General features: G+C 69.6%; 20 protein-coding genes. 10 read left to right on the top strand and 10 right to left on the bottom strand.

Translation table 11 applies throughout. The features are described from left to right. Both ABZ880_RS21065 and ABZ880_RS21060 read right to left on the bottom strand, forming a co-directional pair. The gene (locus tag ABZ880_RS21065) at nt 1-1,590 is read right to left on the bottom strand and encodes an ATP-binding protein (protein WP_361264945.1); all 1,590 of its coding nucleotides are present in this window, start codon (nt 1,588-1,590) and stop codon (nt 1-3) included. A 200-nt stretch (nt 1,591-1,790) separates the two neighbouring features. Next, nucleotides 1,791-2,027, bottom strand: coding sequence for a hypothetical protein (locus ABZ880_RS21060; RefSeq protein WP_361264942.1), 237 nt, complete (start codon nt 2,025-2,027; stop codon nt 1,791-1,793). Between the two features lie 496 nt (nt 2,028-2,523). On the opposite strand from ABZ880_RS21060, the gene ABZ880_RS21055 reads away from it, so the two are divergent. Further along, nucleotides 2,524-2,715: a hypothetical protein gene (locus tag ABZ880_RS21055; RefSeq protein ID WP_361264939.1), complete on the top strand. Its 192-nt coding sequence runs from the start codon at nt 2,524-2,526 to the stop codon at nt 2,713-2,715. Here ABZ880_RS21055 and ABZ880_RS21050 read toward each other — a convergent pair. Together ABZ880_RS21050 and ABZ880_RS21045 are read right to left on the bottom strand one after the other, a co-directional pair. Further along, a complete protein-coding gene (locus ABZ880_RS21050; protein WP_361264936.1) occupies nt 2,712-3,488 on the bottom strand; it encodes a DUF2127 domain-containing protein in 777 nt (258 codons plus the stop codon). The two genes, ABZ880_RS21055 and ABZ880_RS21050, sit on opposite strands and share 4 nt — an antisense overlap. A 156-nt stretch (nt 3,489-3,644) precedes the next feature. After that, a complete protein-coding gene (locus tag ABZ880_RS21045) occupies nt 3,645-5,057 on the bottom strand; it encodes a cation:dicarboxylase symporter family transporter (protein ID WP_361265004.1) in 1,413 nt (470 codons plus the stop codon). Between the two features lie 205 nt (nt 5,058-5,262). Here ABZ880_RS21045 and ABZ880_RS21040 point away from each other — a divergent pair, with 205 nt between their 5' ends. Both ABZ880_RS21040 and ABZ880_RS21035 read left to right on the top strand, forming a co-directional pair. After that, complete coding sequence (locus ABZ880_RS21040) at nt 5,263-6,900, top strand: sensor histidine kinase (RefSeq protein WP_361264933.1); 1,638 nt, start codon at nt 5,263-5,265, stop codon at nt 6,898-6,900. Continuing rightward, nucleotides 6,897-7,586, top strand: a complete 690-nt coding sequence (locus tag ABZ880_RS21035; protein ID WP_361264930.1) for a response regulator — start codon at nt 6,897-6,899, stop codon at nt 7,584-7,586. Before ABZ880_RS21040 ends, ABZ880_RS21035 begins: the two co-directional genes overlap by 4 nt. On the opposite strand, the gene ABZ880_RS21030 is transcribed toward ABZ880_RS21035, so the two are convergent. Continuing rightward, nucleotides 7,579-8,112 carry a hypothetical protein gene (locus ABZ880_RS21030; protein ID WP_361264927.1) on the bottom strand — a complete coding sequence of 178 codons (534 nt, stop codon included), beginning with the start codon at nt 8,110-8,112 and terminating at the stop codon, nt 7,579-7,581. The genes ABZ880_RS21035 and ABZ880_RS21030 overlap by 8 nt on opposite strands. 454 nt (nt 8,113-8,566) lie before the next feature. Here ABZ880_RS21030 and ABZ880_RS21025 point away from each other — a divergent pair, with 454 nt between their 5' ends. From ABZ880_RS21025 to ABZ880_RS21015, 3 genes are read left to right on the top strand one after another with little or no spacing between them, the layout of a single operon-like run. Continuing rightward, entirely contained in the window at nt 8,567-9,949 is a 1,383-nt protein-coding gene (locus tag ABZ880_RS21025; RefSeq protein WP_361264924.1) for an extracellular solute-binding protein, read from the top strand. Between the two features lie 16 nt (nt 9,950-9,965). Next, nucleotides 9,966-10,919 (top strand): sugar ABC transporter permease, encoded by a 954-nt coding sequence (locus tag ABZ880_RS21020; protein ID WP_361264921.1) that lies wholly within the window; start codon nt 9,966-9,968, stop codon nt 10,917-10,919. 6 nt (nt 10,920-10,925) lie between these two features. After that, entirely contained in the window at nt 10,926-11,765 is an 840-nt protein-coding gene (locus ABZ880_RS21015; RefSeq protein ID WP_361264918.1) for a carbohydrate ABC transporter permease, read from the top strand. A gap of 6 nt (nt 11,766-11,771) precedes the next feature. Here the strand turns inward: ABZ880_RS21015 and ABZ880_RS21010 are convergent, their stop codons facing one another. After that, nucleotides 11,772-12,221 (bottom strand): PPOX class F420-dependent oxidoreductase, encoded by a 450-nt coding sequence (locus ABZ880_RS21010; protein WP_361264915.1) that lies wholly within the window; start codon nt 12,219-12,221, stop codon nt 11,772-11,774. 343 nt (nt 12,222-12,564) lie between these two features. Between ABZ880_RS21010 and ABZ880_RS21005 the strand changes: the two genes are divergently transcribed. Then, nucleotides 12,565-13,194: an XRE family transcriptional regulator gene (locus tag ABZ880_RS21005; RefSeq protein ID WP_361265001.1), complete on the top strand. Its 630-nt coding sequence runs from the start codon at nt 12,565-12,567 to the stop codon at nt 13,192-13,194. A 10-nt stretch (nt 13,195-13,204) separates the two neighbouring features. On the opposite strand, the gene ABZ880_RS21000 is transcribed toward ABZ880_RS21005, so the two are convergent. Further along, nucleotides 13,205-14,230 (bottom strand): ATP-dependent 6-phosphofructokinase, encoded by a 1,026-nt coding sequence (locus ABZ880_RS21000; protein WP_361264912.1) that lies wholly within the window; start codon nt 14,228-14,230, stop codon nt 13,205-13,207. A 236-nt stretch (nt 14,231-14,466) separates the two neighbouring features. On the opposite strand from ABZ880_RS21000, the gene pta reads away from it, so the two are divergent. The 3 genes from pta (at nt 14,467) to pyk (ending at nt 19,314) form a co-directional block, all read left to right on the top strand. Next, a complete protein-coding gene (gene pta / locus ABZ880_RS20995) occupies nt 14,467-16,566 on the top strand; it encodes a phosphate acetyltransferase (protein ID WP_361264909.1) in 2,100 nt (699 codons plus the stop codon). Continuing rightward, nucleotides 16,563-17,765, top strand: coding sequence for an acetate kinase (locus tag ABZ880_RS20990; protein WP_361264906.1), 1,203 nt, complete (start codon nt 16,563-16,565; stop codon nt 17,763-17,765). The genes pta and ABZ880_RS20990 overlap by 4 nt, the downstream gene beginning before the upstream one ends. Nucleotides 17,766-17,883: 118 nt before the next feature. Then, a complete protein-coding gene (gene pyk, locus ABZ880_RS20985; protein WP_361264903.1) occupies nt 17,884-19,314 on the top strand; it encodes a pyruvate kinase in 1,431 nt (476 codons plus the stop codon). A 97-nt stretch (nt 19,315-19,411) separates the two neighbouring features. On the opposite strand, the gene ABZ880_RS20980 is transcribed toward pyk, so the two are convergent. The 3 genes from ABZ880_RS20980 to ABZ880_RS20970 form a co-directional block, all read right to left on the bottom strand. Then, a complete protein-coding gene (locus ABZ880_RS20980) occupies nt 19,412-20,728 on the bottom strand; it encodes a hypothetical protein (protein WP_361264900.1) in 1,317 nt (438 codons plus the stop codon). Beyond that, a complete protein-coding gene (locus tag ABZ880_RS20975; RefSeq protein ID WP_361264897.1) occupies nt 20,718-21,275 on the bottom strand; it encodes a DUF6114 domain-containing protein in 558 nt (185 codons plus the stop codon). The genes ABZ880_RS20980 and ABZ880_RS20975 overlap by 11 nt, the downstream gene beginning before the upstream one ends. Nucleotides 21,276-21,419: 144 nt before the next feature. Continuing rightward, nucleotides 21,420-22,052 (bottom strand): DUF6230 family protein, encoded by a 633-nt coding sequence (locus ABZ880_RS20970; protein WP_361264894.1) that lies wholly within the window; start codon nt 22,050-22,052, stop codon nt 21,420-21,422. Nucleotides 22,053-22,496 lie beyond the last annotated feature (444 nt).

The raw sequence follows: 22,496 nt of genomic DNA, 5'->3' as shown, positions 1-22,496 counted from the left end.
TCAGCGGCGGGGCGGGCGACCGGGGCGAGGGCCCAGCAGCCACTCCCCCGACGGCGGTCCCCCGTGCACCTCCATGTCGTCCTCCTCCTCGTCCTCGTCGTCCTCCGAGAACCACTCCTCGTCCTCGCTGCCGTCCCGCACGCCCAGCAGCCGGCGGGTGAGCCGGTCGCGGTCGGACAGGAGCTCGTCGAGGGCCTCGCGGACGTCGGCCGGTTCGGTGCGGGGCGACTCGCGCTCCGCCGCGATCAGCACCGACCGCCGTACGAGTTCCTTGGTGAAGGACGCCGTCGTGCCCTCCGTACGGGCCACCACCTCCTCGGTGATGTCCTCGCCGAGGGCGAGCCCACAGCCGTAGAGCGCGAGAAGGGCGGCGCGGCCCTCCGCGTCCGGCAGGGGGATCTCCACGGCGAGGTCGACTCGGCCCGGGCGCTGGACGAGGGCCGGTTCGAGGAGGTCGGCCCGGTTGGTGGTGAGGAGGAAGGCCACGTCGGCGTCGTCGCCGAGGCCGTCCATCTCGTTCAGCACCTGGAAGAGCAGGGGCTGTTCGCCGTTGCCGTAGTCGCGGGCCTCGGCGATCAGGTCGCAGTCCTCCAGGACGACGAGCGCGGGCTGGAGCATACGGGCCATCGCGCACGCCGGGGCGATGGCGTCGATGCTCTCGCCGGAGAGGATCACCACCGTGAACTGCGGAAGGTGGGAGAGGAGGTAGCGGATCGTGTGGGTCTTGCCGGTGCCGGGAGGGCCGTAGAGGAGGAGACCGCGGCGCAGGTGCTGGCCCGCGGCGCGGAGCTGTTCGCGGCGGCGGGCCACGCCCACGACCTGGCGTTCGACGCGCTCCAGGAGGCCGGCCGGCAGCACGATGTCGTCGCGGGTCAGGCCGGGGCGGCGGTGGAAGCGGAACGGGCCGAGGCCGTGCCCGAACTGGGAGCCCTCGAAGGAGAGGACCTGGCCGCGGAAGATGTTGTGCTCGCGCATCAGGGCGTCGAGCTCGGCGAGCAGCCGGTCCGCGAACTCCTTCTCCGCCGCGAGGACTTCGACCTCGACCTTGTTGCGTCCGTACTCGTCCTGCGGGCCGCGCAGGAGGACGGCGAAGCGCTCCTCGCCCTCCGTGCCGAGGTAGAACCCGCAGGAGACGCAGGGCAGTTCCTCGTCCGGGGAGACCGGCATGTGCGCGTAGTCGACGGCGCCGACCACGAAGCGGTCGTAGCGGTCCGCGGCCTCGATGATGTCGCCGAGGGTGAGCTCGCCGTGGTGCTGGGCGCCACGCATGCCGATCAGCTCGTGGGAGCGGCCCTCCGCGGCGAACCAGCGCTCCAGGGCGAGGTGGACGTTGGGCAGGTCGTAGGGCGGGTACGCCGCCTTCACCACGGGGCGGTCCGTCGGCGCCGAGCCCAGGTGGTCGCGCAGTCGCTGAGCGAGGTCACGGCTGCCGTCGGCGTCGCTGCGCTTCGGGCGGGCGACCGCCGTCAGGAACTCGTGGAACAGCTCGTTGATCCGCTCGAGCGAGAGCGGCGAGGGCTCGCGCCCGGCGCCGTACTTCGCCTCGTACTGCTCGCTGCTGAGGATCTCCACCCCGTCGGGCTCCCCCATGTCCGCCTCCGTGCGTCCGGCCGTGCCCCCGAGCCTCTCCAGCCTGGGGCCCAACCGCCCAACGGGTCAAAGGATTTGGGGCAAGTGCCGCCAAACGGTCCAGTCGGCCGCTCGAGACCGGTCGTCCGAAGCGGCGGGCCCGGCTTCGGGCCCGCCGCTTCGTTCCCCCGCGGCTCCCCCGTTCGATTCCCCCGTGGCCCTCACTGCTCGTGCGCGCCGGCCCGCCCGAACCAGGTGCGGGCCGCCTCCGGTCGCCCGGTGAGCAGCAGGAGCAGGGCGGCGATCGGGCCGCGGATCTCCTCGCCCTCGCCGCGCGTCCACGCGATGTCGGTGGCGACGAGCCGGGCCTTCGGGAGGGGCCACGGCCGGGGCGGTACCCGCATGGTCCACACCCGGTCGGCGGCGTCGCGGGCGGCCTCGGGGGGCATCTCGCGCATTCGGCCGAGCGAGGGCGATGTCCTGGCCGTGGACGAGGACGTCGAGCAGGGACTCGCGGGGCGTGGTGAGCATCGCCATGCGGCGGGAGCCGACGATGGAGCGCAGGTTGGCGACGATCGCCTCGACGGGTGCCCGGCCTTCACGGACCGAGGCGTCGTGGATCATCCGGTCGATGTTCCCGCGTCCCGGACCAACTCCCGCAGCACCCAACGGTAGTTGGAACGCGCCCCCGTAGTCGGATGCGCGGCGACATCCCGCACCCGCCAGTCCCCGCGCGGGCGCTGCGCTTGCGAAAGCGCGGGATGCCGCCGGAGCGTTCGCGGGGGAGCCGGCGCGGAGCTGTATCGACGTGCGGCTCCGCCGCGTGGCGCGACCAGCCACCACGAACCCGGGGCCGACGGCCAAGCGGCAAGGTGCAGTGTCGATCGCCCAACCAGCGGAGCGCGCCCACGGGCTACGACGACTTCACGCCCGCCCAGGCCCGGGTCCTGCAGCGTGTCGCGCCGGACGGCGCGGCTCACGGAGCTGGCCGAGCAGGCGCAGATCACCAAGCACGCCAAGGAGATCGCCGACGGTGTCGTCGCCGAGGTCGAGAAGGAGTGGCAGGCCCACCTCGGCAAGCGACGGATGAAGCAGCTGCGCGAGGCGCTGACGCTCTTGCGGGAGATCACCGATCCCTGGGCCTAGACGGCGTGAGTTGCCGGAACCCCGGCCGACTCCTCCACCTCGAGCAGCGACGCGCTCCGGCGTTCCGCCTCGAAGGCCTTGTGGCCGCCCCGGAGGCCGAACAGGCGCTTGGCCAGGAGGATGTAGAGGACGGCCAGGATGTTGAGGACCAGCGTGCCGATCTTCAACCAGCTGACGTGCTCGGTGAGTTCGTAGATCTCCAGGGGGAGGAACGCGGCGGTGGCGACCACGGTGAGGTACTCCGCCCAGCGCTTGGCGTACCAGAGCCCGACCGCCTCGACCAGTTCGATCAGCGCGTAGGCGAGCAGCAGCGCGGCCACCAGCAGCAGGGTGTTGTGCTTGTAGCCGAAGGTCTTCTGGATGGTGCCGACGACCGGTGAGTGGTCGAGGTCGTAGTGGAAGTGCTTGAAGACCGGCCGGAAGACGTCGAGGTACTCGTCGAACAGCCTGCGCACCGAGTCCTGGCTGTTGCTGAACTTCCAGACCGCCAGCGCCACCAGCACGATGAAGACACCGCGCACGGCCCGTTCGATCGCCAGGAACCGCAGGATGAACAGGTCGCGCAGGACCTTGCCGCGCGGCACGAGGGGCGCCTCGGCGGCCGGTCCCGAACCGTGCGGCTCGCCGAGCGCGAAGTCACCGCAGCGCAGGCAGCGCCAGACGTCTCCGAGGGCGGTCTCGGCGTGCAGTCGCACGCGGAGGCGGGGGTCGTCCGGCGCGTAGGTGACATGACCCTTGCGTGCACACGTCCGCCGGTCCCAGTCGATCTTCATTCCCCCGTGCCTCCAAAAACGAACGTGCCGCACCAGTACTGGACCGGCGCGGCACGCTAGTGGACTTCGGTAAGAGATCGGTGAGGATCGGGAAGGACCGGACGGCTGAGCGACGGGGGGACACCCAGCCGTCCGGCGACTCGGTGGCGGGGCGGGCTACGCCTTCGCCAGTTCCTTCTCGCCGCCCTGCTCGGGCACCTCGGCGCGGACGTCCTCGTGCTCGTCCTGGAGGGTCGTCTCGTCGAAGGGCAGATCGCCGGCGAGGACCGCCTTGACGCGCTCCTTGTCGATCTCCTTGGTCCAGGTGCCGACCAGGACGGTGGCCACCGAGTTGCCCGCGAAGTTCGTCAGGGCGCGGGCCTCGCTCATGAAGCGGTCGATGCCGACGATCAGACCGACACCGTCCACCAGGGCCGGCTTGTGCGACTGCAGACCACCGGCCAGCGTGGCCAGACCGGCGCCGCTGACACCCGCCGCGCCCTTCGAGGCGAGGAGCAGGAAGAGCAGCAGCGGGATCTGCTCGCCGATGGACATCGGGGTGCCCAGGGCGTCGGCGATGTAGAGGGACGCCATGGTCATGTAGATCATGGTGCCGTCGAGGTTGAAGGAGTAGCCGGTCGGGACGGTGATGCCGACGACGGGCTTGCTGACGCCCAGGTGCTCCATCTTCGCGATGAGCCGCGGCAGCGCGGACTCGGAGGAGGAGGTGGACAGGATCAGCAGGAACTCCCGGGCCAGGTACTTGAAGAGCACGAAGATGTTCAGCCCCGCGACCACCCGCAGCAGCGTGCCGAGCACGATGAAGACGAACAGCACACAGGTGACGTAGAAGCCGAGCATCAGTACGGCGAGGCTCTTGAGCGCGTCGAGACCGGCGGAACCGACCACGGCGGCGATGGCGCCGAAGGCACCGATCGGGGCGGCCCACATCACCATGGCGAGGATGCGGAAGACGAGGCGCTGGATGTGCTCGAGACCGCGCAGGATCGGCTGTCCGGCCGAGCCCATGGCCTGCAGCGCGAAGCCGGTGAGCAGCGCGATCAGCAGCACCTGCAGCACCTGCTCCTGGGCGAAGGCGGAGAGGAAGGTGACCGGGATGATCGACAGGACGAACTCGACCGGCGGCAGCGCCTCGTCGGAGACCTGGTCGTGGCCGGAGGCCTTGATCGCGTCGGTCAGGTGCAGCCCGTCGCCCGGGTGCAGGATGTTGCCGACGACCAGCCCGATGGTCAGCGCGACCAGGGACATCACCAGGAAGTAGCCGAGCGCGATACCGCCGACGGCGCCGACCTTGGCGGCCTTCCGTACCGATCCGATGCCGAGCACGATGGTGCAGAAAATGATCGGCGCGATCATCATCTTGATCAGGCTCACGAAGCCCGTGCCGAGCGGCTTGAGCTCGACGCCCACCTCCGGCCAGATCAGGCCCACGGCGATACCGAGCGCCACCGCTGCGATGACGGCGATGTAGAGATAGTGGGTGCGGTCCCGCTTGACTGCGGGTGCGGCAGGTGCCGTATCGGGGGTGCTGGCGGCCACGGCTGCCCTCCTTGACGTCGTCGTCGGCATCACCGGCGTGCGGCTCACGTCCGGGGAATGGGGAGATGGGGACGGGGGTGCGGATCTCTGTGCTTTCGGTGCCGGAAGCGTTGGCCGGAACCGATTGGCCCGCTTCCGCTCTCGCACTCAATGCGGTGACTATCCCGTGCCCTGTGAGGCCGGTCACCCTTCCGTTCATTTAGTTCACACTTAACGTGCGAGGCACACTGACGACATGCACATGCGCGTCCCGAGACCTCGCAGCCTGGCCGCCCAGCTCTTCGCCATGCAGGCGGTGCTGATAGCGGTCGTCGTGGCCGGATACGCGCTGTTCACGTACGTCAGCGACCAGCACCAGGCCGAGGACGCGGCGCGCCGCCAGGCCCTGGCGGTGGCCCGCTCGATCGCGGACTCCCCGTCCGTACGGGAGGCGATCGCCACCCCCCACCCCAGCGCCGAGCTCCAGCCGTACGCGCTGAAGGTGATGAAGGACGCCGACGTCGACTTCGTGACGATCATGAACCCCAAGGGCATCCGCTGGACCCACCCGAACCCGAAGCAGATCGGCAAGCACTTCGTCGGCAACATCCAGCCGGCCCTTCGCGGCACGCCCTTCACCGAGACCTACACGGGCACCCTGGGCGCCTCGGTCCGCGCGGTCACCCCGATCAAGGACGGCAAGGAGATCGTGGGTCTCGTCAGCGCGGGCATCAAGGTCAAGGCGATCAGCAAGCAGGTGCAGAGCCAGGTCTCGGCGCTGCTCGGTGTCGCGGCCGGCGCCCTGGCGCTCGGCGCGATCGGCACGTACGTCGTCAACGCGCGCCTGCGCCGCCACACCCACGGCATGAACGCGGCCGAGCTCAGCCGGATGCACGACTACCACGAGGCGGCGTTGCATGCGGTGCGGGAGGGGCTGCTGATGCTGGACGGGCAGTACCGGGTGGCGCTGATCAACGACGGTGGGCGGGAGTTGCTGGGGCTGCCGGGCGAGGAGGACGTGGTCGGCAGGTCGGTCGCTGAACTGGGCCTGCCGGCTCCCCTCACGGGAGCGCTGCTGGCTTCCGAGCCTCGGGTGGACGAGGTGCATCTGACGGCGGACCGGGTGCTGGTGGTGAACACCTCGCCGGTGTCGGGCGGCGAGCGCCGGGGCACCGTGGTGACCCTGCGGGACGTGACCGAACTGCAGTCCCTGATGGGTGAGTTGGACTCCGAGCGCGGCTTCACCCAGGCCCTGCGCTCGCAGGCGCACGAGGCGGCGAACCGGCTGCACACGGTGGTGTCCCTGATCGAGCTGGGCCGCGCCGAGGAGGCGGTGGACTTCGCGACGGCGGAGCTGGAGCTGGCGCAGGCGCTGACCGACCAGGTGGTGGCGGCGGTGAGCGAACCGGTCCTTGCGGCCCTGCTGCTGGGCAAGACGGCCCAGGCCAACGAGCGGGGCGTGGAGCTGGTGGTGTCGGAGGACAGCCGCCTCGACGACGGGCTGCTCCCGGAGTCCCTGCCCTCGCGCGACCTGGTGACGATCCTCGGCAACCTGATCGACAACGCGGTGGACGCGGCTCAGGGCAGCGTCGGCGCGCGGGTGACGGTGACGGCGTACGCGGAGGGTGCCGAGCTGGTGATGCGGGTCGCGGACACCGGCACGGGGGTGGATCCCGCCCATGCCGAGCTGGTATTCCAACGGGGGTTCTCGACGAAGCCGGCCGGACCCGGCGGGCGGGGGCTCGGGCTGGCGCTGGTGCGGCAGGCGGTCACCCGCCAGGAAGGGACGTTGACGGTGGCGGAGGGCACGGACAGTGGCGCGGTGTTCGAGGTGCGGCTGCCGCTGCGCACGGCCGACCTGACCGGGCAGGCCGGCGTGAGAGGTGAAGTATGACGACCCAGCAGCCCATCCGTGTCCTGGTCGTGGAGGACGACCCGGTGGCCGCCGACGCGCACGTCATGTACGTCGGCCGGGTGCCGGGCTTCGTGGCCGTCGGCAAGGCGCACACGGGCGCGGAGGCCCGCCGCCTGCTGGACCGTACGCCGGTGGACCTGCTTCTGCTGGACCTGCACCTGCCCGATGTGCACGGCCTGCAGTTCGCACGCTCCCTGCGGGCCGCCGGGCACCACGCGGACGTGATCGCGGTGACGTCGGCGCGGGATCTGACGGTGGTGCGGGAGGGGGTCTCGCTGGGCGTCGTCCAGTACGTACTGAAGCCCTTCACCTTCGCGACCCTGCGCGACCGCCTGGTCCGCTACGCCGAGTTCCACGCGGCGGCGGGCGAGGCGAGCGGCCAGGACGAGGTGGACCGGGCACTGGCGACGCTGCGGGCACCGTCGCCGGCGGCCCTGCCCAAGGGGTTGAGCGCGCCGACGCTGGAGCGGGTCACGGTGGCACTGCGCGACTGCACGGAGGGGTTGACGGCGACCGGGGTGGCGGAGGCGGTGGGCATCTCGCGGATCACGGCCCGCCGCTATCTGGAGCACCTGGTGGACGCGGGGCGGGCGGCGCGGAGTCCGCAGTACGGGACGGTGGGGCGGCCGGAGCTGCAGTACCGGTGGGTGAGCAGCCCTAACTGAACGGCCTTGCGTACAGCACGACTTGCACCCCGAGGCCGATGACGGCGAGCGCTTCGAGCGCCGAGAGGAACAGCAGCCCGGCGGTGGTCTGTCCCGCGGCCCAGTACACGGTGAGGCCGGCGAGGGGGACGACGCAGAAGGCCAACAGGTCGACGGCGCACTGGATGGCTTTACGGGAACGCCGGCGGGCGTCACCGCGGTGCACCGTCTCCCAGGCGAAAGCCCCCTCGGCATGGGCGAGTTGGGCCAGCCGCGGGCCGAGATCGTCACGGACGAACCTGCCGATCGCGGAGATCTTCTCGTCGTTGACGAGGTAGGTCCAGCCGAGGACGACGGTGACGGGCGGGAGCGCGAGCAGCATGGCGGGCTGCCTGGCCTGGGCGGCCGCGGCGATGACTGCGGCGACGACGGCGAGGGTGACGTAGAGAAGGTTGTCCCGGAAGCCGATACGGGACTTCTGCTCGTCCTTGACGGTCTGGTACTCGGCGAGGAGCAGTTGGCCGGTGGTGACCCCTTGTTCCGGCATGCGTTCCCTCTCCCCCCGGTCGGTGCGTCGGTGCGTCGGTGCCAACACGACGTCTGTGCAGGTCACTTGGAAGTACCTTAAAGGGGTGACGCAACCCACTGCGGCGGTGCTGACCGCGTTGTCGTCGGAGTACACGGCGGTACGGGGAGGGCTCGGACTCCGAGGAGGGGCCCCATCGGGCGACGTACGGAGGGGATCACCTCGACTTCCGGGGGAGCGTCCTCAGCGGGCCGTTCGTTGCCAAGCGGGTTGAACGGGGGTACGAGGGGCGGTAGTTCGGGACCGGGCGGCCAACCGGAGGCGGCCACCCCGCTCACCCGATCGAGGCCTGTGCCCACGGGCGCCGCCCCGCCGACGCCCAATCCCGCGCACACGCATTGACCTGACTAGACCACTCCACTTACGTTCACCGGGCAGTCATCCCGGCCACAACGAAGTGAAGCCGCAGGAGGTCATGCCCGTGCGCCCCACCGCCGCCTTCCCCCTCCTCTCCGCCCTCCTCACCACCGCCCTCGCCGCAACAACCCTCACCGCCTGCGGCAGTGGCTCCGGCAGCAGCCCCGACACCGTGAAGGTCTCCTTCAAACAGTCCACGGACAACTCCATCAAGGTGATGGACGACTTCCTCGCGGACGTCAAGAAGCAGTTCGAGAAGAAGTACCCCGGCAAGAAGGTCGAGCTCGTCCCGATCAAGGCCCCGGACTCGGAGTACTACACCAAGCTCCAGCAGATGCTCCGCTCCCCCAAGACCGCCCCCGACCTGGTCTACGAGGACACGTTCCTCATCAACTCGGACATCACCAGCGGGTACTTGAAACCCCTCGACCCGTACCTCGCCAAGTGGCCGGACTGGAACCAGTTCATCGACACGGCGAAGACCGCGGCCAAGGCCGAGGACGGCAAGACGTACGGCGTCCCGGACGGCACCGACACCCGGGGCCTCTGGTTCGACAAGGGCATCTTCAAGAAGGCCGGTCTGCCCACCACTTGGCAGCCGAAGAACTGGGCGGACATCCTCTCCGCCGCCCGCACCATCAAACGGAAAGTCCCCGGCGTCACCCCTCTCAACGTCTACACCGGAAAACCCGCCGGTGAGGCCGCCACGATGCAGACCTTCGAGATGCTGCTCTACGGCACGGGTGACGGCAGCTCGGACCCCCTGTACGACAAGGCCTCCAAGAAGTGGATCGCCGGCAGCCAGGGCTTCAGGGACTCCCTCGCCTTCGTCGAAACGGTCTACCAGGAGAAGCTCGGCACCGACGTCGCCACCGCCCTCGACCCCAACATCCAGACCATCGTCCGCGGCGAGATGCTCCCCAAGGGCAAGCTCGGCATCGCCCTCGACGGCTCCTGGCTCCCGCAGGACTGGCTGAAGGGCTCCGGGCACGAATGGCCGCAGTGGTCCGGCGAGTTGGGGCTCGCGTACATGCCGACCCAGCACGGCCAGGCCCCCGGGAAGGTGAGCATGTCCGGCGGCTGGACCTGGGCGGTCCCGGCCAAGGCGGGCAATCCCGACCTGGCCTTCGACTTCATCAAGACGATGCAGACCAAGGCGAACGCCGAGAAGTGGTACATCGCCAACTCCGGTATCGCGGTACGGAAGGACGTCGCGGGCGACCCGTCGTACGCGTCCGCCCAGCCCGGCATCAAGTTCTTCACGGACCTCGTCGCGAGCACGCACTACCGGCCGGCGTACCCGGCGTATCCGAAGGTCTCCACGGCCGTCCAGGAGGCGATGGAGGGCGTGACGACGGGCGACACGTCGGTCGACAAGGCGGCGAGCGGTTACGACGACGCGCTCAAGGACGCCACGGACAACCAGGTGATCAAGAAGTGAGCGGCGGCACCCACCCATGACCGCCGCAGCAGCACCGCACGCGACGGACGGCCCGGAGATCTCCAAGACCCCTCCGGGCCCGACGCCCCGCCCGCCCTCCCGCCGCTCGAAGACCCTCCGCGCCCTCACCCGGGCCCTCCCCGTCTCCCCGGCCCTGATCCTGCTGCTCCTCTTCCTCGCGGGCCCGATCGCCTACTGCGCGTACATCGCCTTCACCGACCTCCAGCTCACCGGCCAGGCCCACTCGTCCTTCGTCGGCCTGGCCAACTTCCGCAAGGCCTTCGGCGACGAGGAGTTCCTCAACGCCGTATGGCTGACCCTCGTCTTCACGGTCGTGTCCTCCCTCCTCGGGCAGAACACCCTGGGCCTGGCGCTGGCGGCCCTGATGCAGCGGGCGTCGCAGCCGGTCCGCACGCTCACCGGCGGCATAGTGATCACGGCATGGGTCCTGCCGGAGGTGGTCGCGGGCTTCCTCCTCTACGCCTTCTTCCGCCGCGAGGGCACCCTGAACGCCATCCTCGACGGGCTCCATCTCCCGTCCCAGAACTGGCTGTTCACCCTGCCGATCCTGGCGGTGTCCTTCGCGAACGTCTGGCGGGGAACGGCCTTCTCGATGCTGGTCTACTCGGCGGCCCTGAACGAAATCCCCAAGGAGATCACGGAAGCCGCCGAGGTCGACGGTGCCGGCGGCTGGCGCCGCATGTGGCACATCACGCTCCCGATGATCCGCCGCTCCATCGGCACCAACCTGATGCTCAACACCCTCCAGACCCTGTCCGTCTTCGGCCTGATCTGGGTGATGACACGAGGCGGCCCGGGCGACAAGAGCCAGACCCTCCCCCTCTTCATGTACGAACAGGCCTTCCAGAACAGCATGATCGGCTACGGCACCGCAGTCGCCCTGCTCCTGCTCCTGGTCGGCTCGCTGTTCTCCCTGGTCTACCTGCGCCTGCTGCGAACGGAGGTCTGACACACCATGGCCCTCACTCTCGCCTCCCGCCGCCGCAGCCGCCGACTGGCCGCGGACGCGGGCCTGCTGGCGGTCGCCGCCGCCTTCGCACTCCCCCTGGCCTGGGTCCTGCTCTCCTCGGTGGACCCGCACGCGGACCTCAGGGTGAAGGCCCCCGACGGCCTCACGCTCGACAACTTCGACGCGATCCTGACCTCGGACATCACCTTCACCCCCCTCCTCAACAGCCTGATCCTGTGCGGCGGCGCGACCCTGCTGACGGTGGTGTGCGCGGCGCTGGCGGCGTACCCCCTGTCCCGCTTCCGCTCGCGCCTGAACCGCCCCTTCCTCCTGACGATCCTCTTCGCGACGAGCCTGCCCATCACGGCGATCATGGTGCCGGTGTACGCGCTGTTCGTTCAGGTGAACCTGATCGACACCGTGCAGGGCACCATCCTGTTCTTCGCCGCGTCCCAACTCCCGTTCGCCATCTGGCTGATGAAGAACTTCATGGACGGCGTACCGAAGGAACTGGAGGAGGCGGCATGGACGGACGGGGCCTCGTCGATGCAGTCGCTCGTAAGGATCGTGCTGCCCCTGATGGGTCCGGGCGTGGCGGTGGTCACCGTCTTCTCGTTCGTCGTCATGTGGGGCAACTTCTTCGTCCCGTTCATGCTCCTGCTGACACCCGACCAGATGCCGGCATCGGTCAGCATCAACGAGTTCTTCGGAAACCGGGGGATGGTGGCCTACGGCCAGCTGGCGGCGTTCTCGATCGTCTACTCGACGCCGGTGATTCTGCTGTACGTGCTGATCGCCCGGCGGCTCGGCGGCGGGTTCGCGCTCGGGGGTGCCGTCAAGGGCTGACCCCGCTCACGACGAGGGCAGCACCCCCGGCCGGAACGGCTCCACCCCCACGACCCGCCGCACCCGCACCGGCTCGATCAGCAACATCACCCGCCGCTCCCCGGGCAGCAGCCACGGGTACCGCTCCTCCCCGATGTACTTCGTCGTCAGCCGGTCCATCGCGCGCTCCGCCTCCTCCCCCTCGACGAACCGCACCACCCGCCCCCGTATCTCCACCCGGTCGTAGGGGTTCTCCGTGTCGTGGTGGGACAGCGAGACGTTCGGATTGCGCCGCAGGTTCTGCTCCTTCACACGGCCGATCGACGTGTTGACCATGACGTACTCGCCTTCGAGGTCCGCCCACATGGGCGAGACCTGGGGCGCGCCGTCGGGGCCGACCGTGGCGAGGTGCCAGAAGTTCGGGGCCAGGAGGCGTTCGCGAATATGCCCCTCCACCTTGCCATTCACCTCGTACATGAAGATCACGTCCTCTCCGGCCGCCCGTCCGGACGGGCCGACGCCATCCTCGCCAGCGCTGCCGCCCCGCCGACAGACGATCTTCGGCCACCGGGAACGGACGTCCGAAACCGTACGTTCCTACAATCCGTGATACTGGCCGAACAGACCGTAGTCATCGCACCGTCGCGCCCCTAGCTTGTGCCCCGTGCGCCATCCCTCTCCCCGCCCGAACCGCCAGGACCGCCCAAGCCGTCAGAACCACCCCGACCGCCACAACCGCTCGGACCGCCCGAACCAGCCCGCCCCCTCGACGCCGCCCTTCAACGCCCCCGCCGCCCGCCGACTGCGCGCCGCCCTCAACATGGGCCCCGAACACGTCGCCTTCGGCTTGCGCGCCTCGTACGGACTGCCCTACGTCACCCCGGATCTCGTCCTCGCCTGGGAACGCGGGCTCACGGGACCCACCAGCGCCGAACTCACCGCTCTCGCAGGTGTGTTGTGGTGCTCCCCCGGTGAACTCCTCGGCAAGCCGCGGACCTTGCGCGAGCACCGCATCGCCCGCGGTCTCGCGCCCGACGACGTCGCCCGCACCGCCGGCCTCGAACTCCTCGCCTATCTCCACATGGAGGAGCACAACGCCTGGCGCGGCAACGAACGCCAGTCGGCCGCACTCGCCGACCTGCTCCAGCTCTCGCTCCCGGACTTCATCACCGTCACCGGCCGCGAGGCGAAGCTCGCCGATCTGCTCCGCAGCGCCGTCACCACACGCTGGCAGGCCTACGTCCGCCCGGTCGGCAAGATGGTGCCCCTGGACCGGCGCCTCCTGGAGGACACCCTCCAGGAGCTGCACCAGGACTACCAGGGGCAGATGGCCGCCACGCTGAGCTGGGGCGACGGAGACGCCGCGAGCGATGCCGGCGAGGCCGGACGGGACTTCCTGGACCGGATCGTCGACCTCTTCTGGGCAGCCGTCCAGGACAACACCACCTGAAACGGCGGTGCTAGAACACCGACTCCGCCTCGTCCATACGGTCCTTCGGGACCGTCTTCAGCTCGGTCACCGCCTCCGCCAGCGGCACCATCACGACGTCCGTCCCGCGCAGGGCCGTCATCCTGCCGAACTCGCCCCGGTGCGCCGCCTCCACCGCGTGCCAGCCGAAGCGGGTGGCGAGGACTCGGTCGTAGGCGGTCGGGACGCCGCCGCGCTGCACATGGCCGAGGATGACCGGCTTGGCCTCCTTGCCGAGCCGGCGCTCCAGCTCGTACGCCAGCGCCGTACCGATGCCCTGGAAGCGCTCGTGGCCGAACTTGTCGATGTCGCCCTTGCCGTAGTCCATGCTGCCCTCGGCGGGGTGTGCGCCCTCCGCCACGCAGACGACCGCGAACTTCTTGCCGCGGGCGAAGCGCTCCTCGACCATCTTGACGAGGTCGGCCGGGTCGAAGGGGCGCTCGGGCAGGCAGATGCCGTGCGCGCCGGCGGCCATGCCGGACTCCAGCGCGATCCAGCCCGCGTGGCGGCCCATGACCTCGACGACCATCACGCGCTGGTGGGACTCGGCGGTCGTCTTCAGGCGGTCCATCGCCTCCGTGGCGACGCCGACCGCGGTGTCGAAGCCGAAGGTGCGGTCCGTGGAGGAGATGTCGTTGTCGATCGTCTTCGGTACGCCGACCACCGGCAGGCCCGCGTCGGACAGCATCCGCGCCGCCGTCAGCGTGCCCTCGCCGCCGATCGGGATCAGGGCGTCGATGCCGAACTCGTGGATCATGTCGGAGGCGTTGGCGCAGGCCTCGCGCAGCCGGTCGCGCTCCAGGCGGGAGGAGCCGAGGATGGTGCCGCCGCGGGCCAGGATGCCGCTGACGGAGTCCAGGTCCAGGGTGCGGAAGCGGCCGTCGAGCAGACCCGCGTAGCCGTCCTCGAAGCCGATGACCTCGTCGCCGTACGTGGTGACCGCTCGGTGCACGACCGATCGGATCACTGCGTTCAGACCAGGGCAGTCGCCGCCGGCGGTGAGAACTCCGATGCGCATCGTGCTGTGTCTCCTGCTCGCTGTTGATACCGGTGAGCCAGTCCGATTGTTTCATGCCCCACAGGCGGCTGCCGTTTCCCCCGGGACAGGCCCCGGGCGCCGGTCAACGGGCCGATGCCGGCGGGCGCCTTATCCAGCCCCGGGGGTATTGTCAAGAGGGTTCCGCTCACCCCGGTGGGCGATTTTCGCGAGCCCTCACCGCCGACGACAGACGCCAGACGAAACGGAGAGCACGCGTGACGCGCAGCGTGTACGTGACCGGAATCGACCGCGGCGACGGCCGCCAGGTCGTCGAGCTGGGGGTCATGGAGCTCCTGACCCGCCAGGTCGACCGGGTGGGGGTGTTCCGGCCGCTTGTCCACCACCAGCCCGACCGCCTGTTCGAGCTGCTGCGCGCCCGCTACCGGCTCGCCCAGGACCCGGCCACCGTCTACGGCATGGACTACCACGAGGCCTCCGCCCTCCAGGCCGAGCGCGGGGCCGACGAGCTGGTGTCCACGCTCGTCGACCGGTTCCACCGCGTCGCGCGGGACTTCGACGTGGTCCTCGTCCTGGGCACCGACTTCGCCGACACCCAGCTGCCGGACGAACTGTCCCTCAACGCCCGGCTGGCGAACGAGTTCGGCGCGTCCGTGATCCCCGTGGTGGGCGGCCGCAAACAGACCGCCGAGTCCGTGCTCGCCGAGACGCGCAACGCCTACCGGGCGTACGAGGCGCTGGGCTGCGACGTCCTGGCGATGGTGGCGAACCGGGTCGCCCGCGAGGACCGTGACGAGATCGCGGGCAGCCTCGACGGCCGGCTCCCGGTGCCGTGCTACGTCGTCCCGGACGAGCCCGCCCTGTCCGCCCCCACCGTCTCCCAGATCGGCCAGGCCCTCGGCGCCAAGGTCGTCCTCGGCGACGACTCGGGGCTGGCGCGCGACGCCCTGGACTTCGTCTTCGGCGGTGCGATGCTGCCGAACTTCCTGAGCGCCCTGACCCCGGGCTGTCTGGTCGTCACCCCGGGAGACCGCGCCGACCTGGTCGTCGGCTCGCTCGCCGCGCACAGCGCCGGCACCCCGCCGATAGCCGGCGTGCTGCTCACCCTGAACGAGGTCCCGAGCGACGAGATCCTCACCCTCGCCGCCCGCCTCGCACCCGGCACCCCGGTGCTCTCGGTGGCCGGCAACAGCTTCCCCACCGCCGCCGAACTCTTCTCCCTGGAAGGGAAGTTGAACGCGGCCACGCCGAGGAAGGCGGAGACCGCGCTCGGCCTCTTCGAGCGGTACGTCGACACCGCCGACCTCAACAGGCGCGTCTCCGCCCCGAGCAGCGACCGCCTGACGCCCATGATGTTCGAGCACAAGCTCCTCGAGCAGGCCCGCTCCGACAAGCGCCGGGTCGTGCTCCCCGAAGGCACGGAAGAGCGCATCCTGCACGCCGCCGAGGTGCTGCTGCGCCGCGGCATCTGCGACCTCACCCTGCTCGGCCCGGTCGACCAGATCCGCAAGAAGGCCGCCGACCTCGGCATCGACCTGGGCGACTGCCGGCTGATCGACCCGGCCACCAGCGAGCTGCGCGACGCCTTCGCCGAGCAGTACGCCGCCTTCCGCGCCCACAAGGGCGTCACGGTCGAGTTGGCGTACGACGTCGTCTCGGACGTGAACTACTTCGGCACGCTGATGGTCCAGGAGGGCCTGGCCGACGGCATGGTCTCGGGCTCGGTCCACTCGACCGCCGCGACGATCCGCCCGGCCTTCGAGATCATCAAGACCAAGCCGGACGCCGACATCGTCTCGTCGGTCTTCTTCATGTGCCTCGCCGACAAGGTCCTCGTCTACGGCGACTGCGCCGTGAACCCCGATCCCGACGCCGAGCAGCTCGCCGACATCGCCACGCAGTCCGCCACCACGGCCGCCCGGTTCGGCGTGGAGCCGCGGATCGCGATGCTGTCGTACTCGACGGGTACGTCCGGCTCGGGAGCCGACGTCGACAAGGTGCGGGAGGCGACCGAGCTCGTCCGTGAAAGGCGCCCCGACCTGAAGATCGAGGGGCCGATCCAGTACGACGCCGCCGTGGAGCCGTCGGTCGCGGCCACCAAGCTGCCGGGCTCCGAAGTCGCGGGGCAGGCAAGCGTGTTGATCTTCCCCGACCTCAACACCGGCAACAACACCTACAAGGCCGTGCAGCGTTCGGCCGGCGCGATCGCCGTCGGTCCGGTGCTGCAGGGTCTGCGCAAGCCGGTCAACGACCTGTCCCGGGGCGCCCTCGTCTCGGACATCGTCAACACCGTCGCCATCACGGCGATCCAGGCCCAGTCCCCTCAGTCACCGAGCGAGAAGGCAACCGTCCAGTGAGCGCGTCCCGCGTCCTCGTCCTCAACTCCGGCTCCTCGTCGGTGAAGTACCAGCTGCTCGACATGCGCGAAGGCGGCCGGCTGGCGGTGGGCCTCGTCGAGCGGATCGGCGAGGAGACCTCGCGGCTGAAGCACACACCGGCCGGCGGCGCCTCCCGTGAGTGGAGCGGGCCGATCGCCGACCACGAGGCCGCGCTGAAGGCCGTGTCGGAAGAACTGGCGAAAGACGGGCTGGGACTGGACTCGCCCGAGCTCGCCGCGATCGGGCACCGGGTCGTGCACGGCGGGAAGGCCTTCACCGAGCCGACGGTCATCGACGACGCCGTACTCGCCGAGATCGAGCGGCTCATACCGGTGGCCCCGCTGCACAACCCGGCCAACCTCACCGGCATCCGCACCGCCCGAGACCTGCGCCCCGACCTCCCCCAGGTCGCCGTCTTCGACACCGCCTTCCACACCACGATGCCGGAGTCGGCCGCGCGCTACGCGATCGACGTGCAGACCGCCGACGAGCACCGCATCCGGCGCTACGGCTTCCACGGGACCTCGCACGCGTACGTCTCCCGGGCCACCGCCGAGCTGCTCGGCAAGGCGCCCGAGGAGGTCAACGTCATCGTGCTGCACCTCGGCAACGGGGCCTCCGCGTCGGCCGTACGGAAGGGCCGGTGCGTGGACACCTCCATGGGGCTCACGCCTTTGGAGGGGCTCGTGATGGGTACGCGATCCGGGGACATGGACCCGGCCGTCATCTTCCATTTGATGCGTGTTGGCGGAATGTCCACGGACGAGATCGACACTCTTCTCAACAAGAAGAGCGGGCTGATCGGGCTGTGCGGTGACAACGACATGCGGGAGATCCGCCGCCGGGTCGACGAAGGCGACCAAGAGGCGAAGCTCGCCTTCGAGATCTACATTCACCGTCTGAAGAAGTACATCGGCGCCTATTACGCCGTGCTCGGTACGGTGGACGCGATCGCGTTCACCGCGGGGGTCGGCGAGAACGCGGCGCCGGTGCGGGAGGCGGCCGTCGCGGGCCTGGAGACCCTGGGCCTGGCGGTGGACGGCGCGCTCAACGCCATACGCAGCGACGAGCCGCGGCTGATCTCTCCCGAGGACGCACGGGTGAAGGTCGCCGTGGTGCCGACCGACGAAGAACTGGAAATCGCGACGCAGACCTACGCACTGGTCGGGCGGTATTGATATGCGGCTCCGCCGCTTGGCAACTCATCAGTAACCGCAACTGAGCGCGGTTCCGCCCATTTGCATCTTCCGCCAGACGGAATATTCCGCGGCGAAACAAACCGATAGGATCGCCCCCATGCGCCGTTCGAAAATCGTCTGTACTCTCGGCCCCGCGGTCGACTCCCACGAAATGCTGGTCTCGATGATCGAGGCCGGAATGAACGTGGCCCGGTTCAACTTCAGCCACGGCACCCACGCCGAGCACCAGGGCCGGTACGACCGCGTCCGTGCCGCCGCCAAGGAGACCGGCCGGGCCATCGGTGTCCTCGCCGACCTCCAGGGCCCGAAGATCCGTCTGGAGACCTTCGCCGAGGGCCCGGTCGAGCTCGAGCGGGGTGACGAGTTCGTCATCACCGTCGAGGACGTCCCCGGCGACAAGACCATCTGCGGTACGACGTACAAGGGCCTGCCCGGTGACGTCGACCGCGGCGACCAGATCCTGATCAACGACGGCAACGTCGAGCTGAAGGTCCTGGACGTCGAGGGCCCGCGGGTCAGGACGATCGTCATCGAGGGCGGTGTCGTCTCCGACCACAAGGGCATCAACCTGCCCGGCGCGGCCGTGAACGTGCCCGCGCTGAGCGAGAAGGACGTCGAGGACCTCCGCTTCGCGCTGCGCATGGGCGCCGACATGGTCGCGCTGTCCTTCGTCCGCGACGCCAGGGACGTGGCCGACGTCCACAAGGTGATGGACGAGGAGGGCCGCCGGGTCCCCGTCATCGCCAAGGTGGAGAAGCCGCAGGCGGTGGACAACATGGAGGACGTCGTGATGGCGTTCGACGCCGTCATGGTGGCCCGCGGCGACCTGGCCGTCGAGTACCCGCTCGAGAAGGTCCCCATGGTGCAGAAGCGCCTCATCGAGCTGTGCCGCCGCAACGCCAAGCCGGTGATCGTGGCGACCCAGATGATGGAGTCGATGATCACCAACTCCCGTCCCACGCGCGCCGAGGCGTCCGATGTCGCCAACGCGATCCTGGACGGCGCGGACGCGGTCATGCTGTCCGCCGAGTCGAGCGTGGGCGCGTACCCGGTCGAGACCGTGAAGACGATGTCGAAGATCGTCGCCGCGGCCGAACAGGAGCTGCTGAGCAAGGGCCTGCAGCCGCTGGTTCCGGGCAAGAAGCCGCGTACGCAGGGTGGTTCGGTCGCCCGTGCGGCCTGCGAGATCGCCGACTTCCTCGGCGGCCGGGGCCTGGTGGCCTTCACGCAGTCCGGCGACACGGCCCGCCGGCTGTCGCGCTACCGCGCCCAGCAGCCGATCATCGCCTTCACGACCGACGAGAACACCCGCAACCAGCTGGCGCTCAGCTGGGGCGTGGAGTCGCACGTGGTGCCGTTCGTGAACACCACGGACGAGATGGTCGACATGGTCGACCAGGAGATCGCCAAGATCAACCGCTTCAACCCGGGCGAGATCGTCATCATCACCGCCGGCTCGCCCCCCGGCGTCCCCGGCACCACCAACATGCTCCGCGTCCACCACATCGGCGGCGGCCAGGGCAACTGACGTAGCCGCAAAGGCACTTGTACGGCGCTGAGGGCGCCCCCTGAAGCAGGGGGCGCCCTCAGTGTGTGCGGCTCCCGAACGGGCCCTGTGGCGGCGCTCAGCCGGTTCCGTCGGTCGTGTACACGTGCATCCCGGGCACATGCAGGGTTCCGCCGAACTGGGCGGCCTGGACGACCTTCACGTTGGTGAAGTAGATCAGCGGGATGTTCAGCGGCGGCGGGTTGTCCGGGCTGAACGTGATCGGGATCAGACCGAACAGGTTCCCGGAGATGGACTCCGTGTACATCGTGGTGGCGCCACCGGTGATCGTGGACGTCGTACCCGAGCCGGCCTGCACGTGGTACGTCTTGCCCTGCTGGGTGTCCTTGACCGTCTGGTGCAGGTCGCCGATGTCGGTGCCCTTGGAGATGACGTACTTCAGCACCTTCTTCTTGGTGCCGTTGGCCGTCTTCACCTCCACGATGCCCTGGTAGTCGGCGCCCTTCAGGGTCAGCGAGCTGGCCGACAGGTACCAGGGGTCGTCCGCCACCGGCACCTTGTTGTCGACGCCGCTCTCGTCGTCCGTGGCGGCCGGGCAGTTCTCCGCGTCCGTGGAGGAACTCGCCGACGGGCTCGCGGAGGAGGTGGCCGCGTCGGCCGCCTCCTCGGCCGCCTTGGTGGCCTCCTCGGCCGCCTTGGTCGCCGTGTCGGTGGTGTCCTTCACGGTGTCGCCCACCGTGTCGGTGACCTTCTTGGTCGTGTCCTTCACGGTGTCGGACGCGCTCGAGTCCGAGGAGTCCTTCGACGAGTCGCTCGCCGAGGACGACGCGGACGCGGACGGCGTCGGGCTCGCGCTGGACGTGGAACTGTCGCTGCCGCCGGTGAAGATGCTGCCGATCGCGGTGCCGATGTCGTCCAGCAGACCGCCACCGCTGCTGCTGCTCGCGGACGCCGAGGGGCTCGGCGTCGCGGTGTCGCCGCTCGACGTGTCCTTGCTCGAACTCTCCGACGCGGACGGCGTGGGCGTCGCCTTGTCGTCGGAACCTGAATCCGACGAAGAGGTCTTGCCGGAGTCCGTGCTCTTGTCCGAGTCGGCGGAGGACGTCGCCGACGGGCTCGGCGTCGCGCTCTCCTTGTCGGCGGAGTCACCGGACGCCGAGGCCGAGGAGTCGTCCAGCGCGGCGACACAGTCCTTGTACTCGTCGGCGGTCAGGCTCTTCGACGAGGTGGAGCCACCGCTGTCGGCGAGCGCGAGCGAGGACGTGAACCCCATTCCCATGAGGACCGCCGTCGGCATCGCCGCCATGGCTATCGCCTTGCCGGCCGGCATGTGGAACTTGCTGAACAGCGGCTTCTTGGGTGCCGCATGGCGCGGCCCGGTTCTCACACGGGACTCGTCCACATCAGTCCCGTGTGTCACCTTGTCAGCCGGCACTGTGCCTCCCGTTCGCCCCGTTCGCCGGGCTCGTTCCTGACAGATCGTTCGGCTCGCCCACCACGGGCTTGAGGATCGTGGTGTCCGGGTCCAGGGCCTCGGGGCCGTCGCCCGTTCCCGGCGTCTCCTCCTGCGCGGCCTCCGCGGGCGGCTCGCCCGGCGCCCACGCCACGGCCATGGCCCCGCCGACCAGCGAGAGCAGGAAGCCCATCAGGAAGCCGCCGATGTTGGACACGGGGATGGACACGAGCCCCAGCAGGATCGCCGCGACACCCGCGAAGACCCGTACGTGCTTCTGGAACCAGAGGCTGATGCCCAGGACTACGAGCAGCACACCGATGATCAGGGAGCCGGCGCCGCCGGTGGTGGCCATCGCCAACGTCAGGTGGCCGACCTGGAGGTGCGCGTACGGGAAGTACATGATCGGAAAGCCGGCGAGCAGGACGAACAGTCCGGCCCAGAACGGCCGCGTACCCCGCCAGGCGCGGAACTGCAGCCTCCGGCGGCTGAACTGGCCGACGGGTGCGGCAGGAGTCTCGGCGCTCATGGAAAACAGCTCCCTGGTGCGGCGTTGCTGTGGTGATGAAGCTTGGTGGTGGTGCTGTGGTGGCGAGTTGTAGTGCGTGTGAAGAATGTGGTGGAAGGTGGACGGGCGGGGGCGCCGTCGGCTCCCCCGCCCGTCACCGAGCGCCTAGTAGCACTCGTGAGTGCCCGTCTTGACGGACATCTTCAGCCCACTGAGCTTGAAGGTTCCGGCGGTGGTCGCCCACGCCGTCTGCTTCACGCCGACCAGCGAGGCGTGCTCGGCCTGCTGCGCGAACCCGTACGGGTTCGCGGCGTCGCCGCTGTGGATGCCGGGACCCTTGCTGGCGTCCTTGGCCGCCACACCGATGTCGATGTTCGTGAACGTCGCGTCGGCGCTCAGGTCATCGAGGTCGATGTACAGGTTGTTGGCCTCGACCGGCTTGTCGCCGCCGCCCGCCTTCAGGATCAGGCTGACGCTACCCAGAATCGGGACGTCCGGGGTGACCACGGACTGGCACAGGCCCTTGATCGACGCGGACTTGAACGCCGAGACCGCGACCGGGTGGACCGTCTTCTTGCCGTCGAGGGTGTACCCCGAGTCAAGGGCCCCGTACTGGGAGAAGCCGTCACCTTCCAGCTGGTCGGCCGTCACCTTGAACTGCTGGCCGGACACGCTGAACGACGCGGCGAGAGCGCCCTGCGCGAGGGCGACACCTATCGCGGCCGTAGCGGCGACGCTGGGCACCATGACCACAGCGAACCGCTTCCATCTGGTCCCGCCACGCACCTGGGACTCCATATTTCCTCCTTCTCGGACGTACATCTCCTGACCCTGACTGCCCCCAGTTGGCGGCTCAGCCGGGCAGGGATGGGAGAAGTGCTACGTCCTCGGGAAGGAGAGCGCCCGCCTCGGAGGCGCGAACCGCGCACCGATCACCGGCGATCACCCCCGAGCGACAACCACTGGTCGCGCCTGACACGCATCACGCACAACCTTGCTGGACAGGCTTCGCCGGGTGGGCGAAGACCCCCCTGTCCAAGAGCCGGCATCCGGGACGCCGTCTCTGCTCGGTGGGGACCCAGGAGCTCCCGCGGACCCAACCGGCTGCCGGGGTACGGGAATGGACCGAGCGTCGCCGATCGTGGTGCATTCTCGCCGCCCGCACAAGGGGCTTCGTTACTGGGTAGTAACGGCGGGATAACCGAACAACGACCCACAGGTCTCGGGTAGCGACGGAGGGTG

It is taken from the genome of Streptomyces sp. NPDC047043 (assembly GCF_040644055.1).
Classification (GTDB): Bacteria; Actinomycetota; Actinomycetes; order Streptomycetales; family Streptomycetaceae; genus Streptomyces.
The sequence above is the reverse complement of the archived record's forward strand: the minus strand, read 5'-3'. Positions and strand labels throughout refer to the sequence as shown.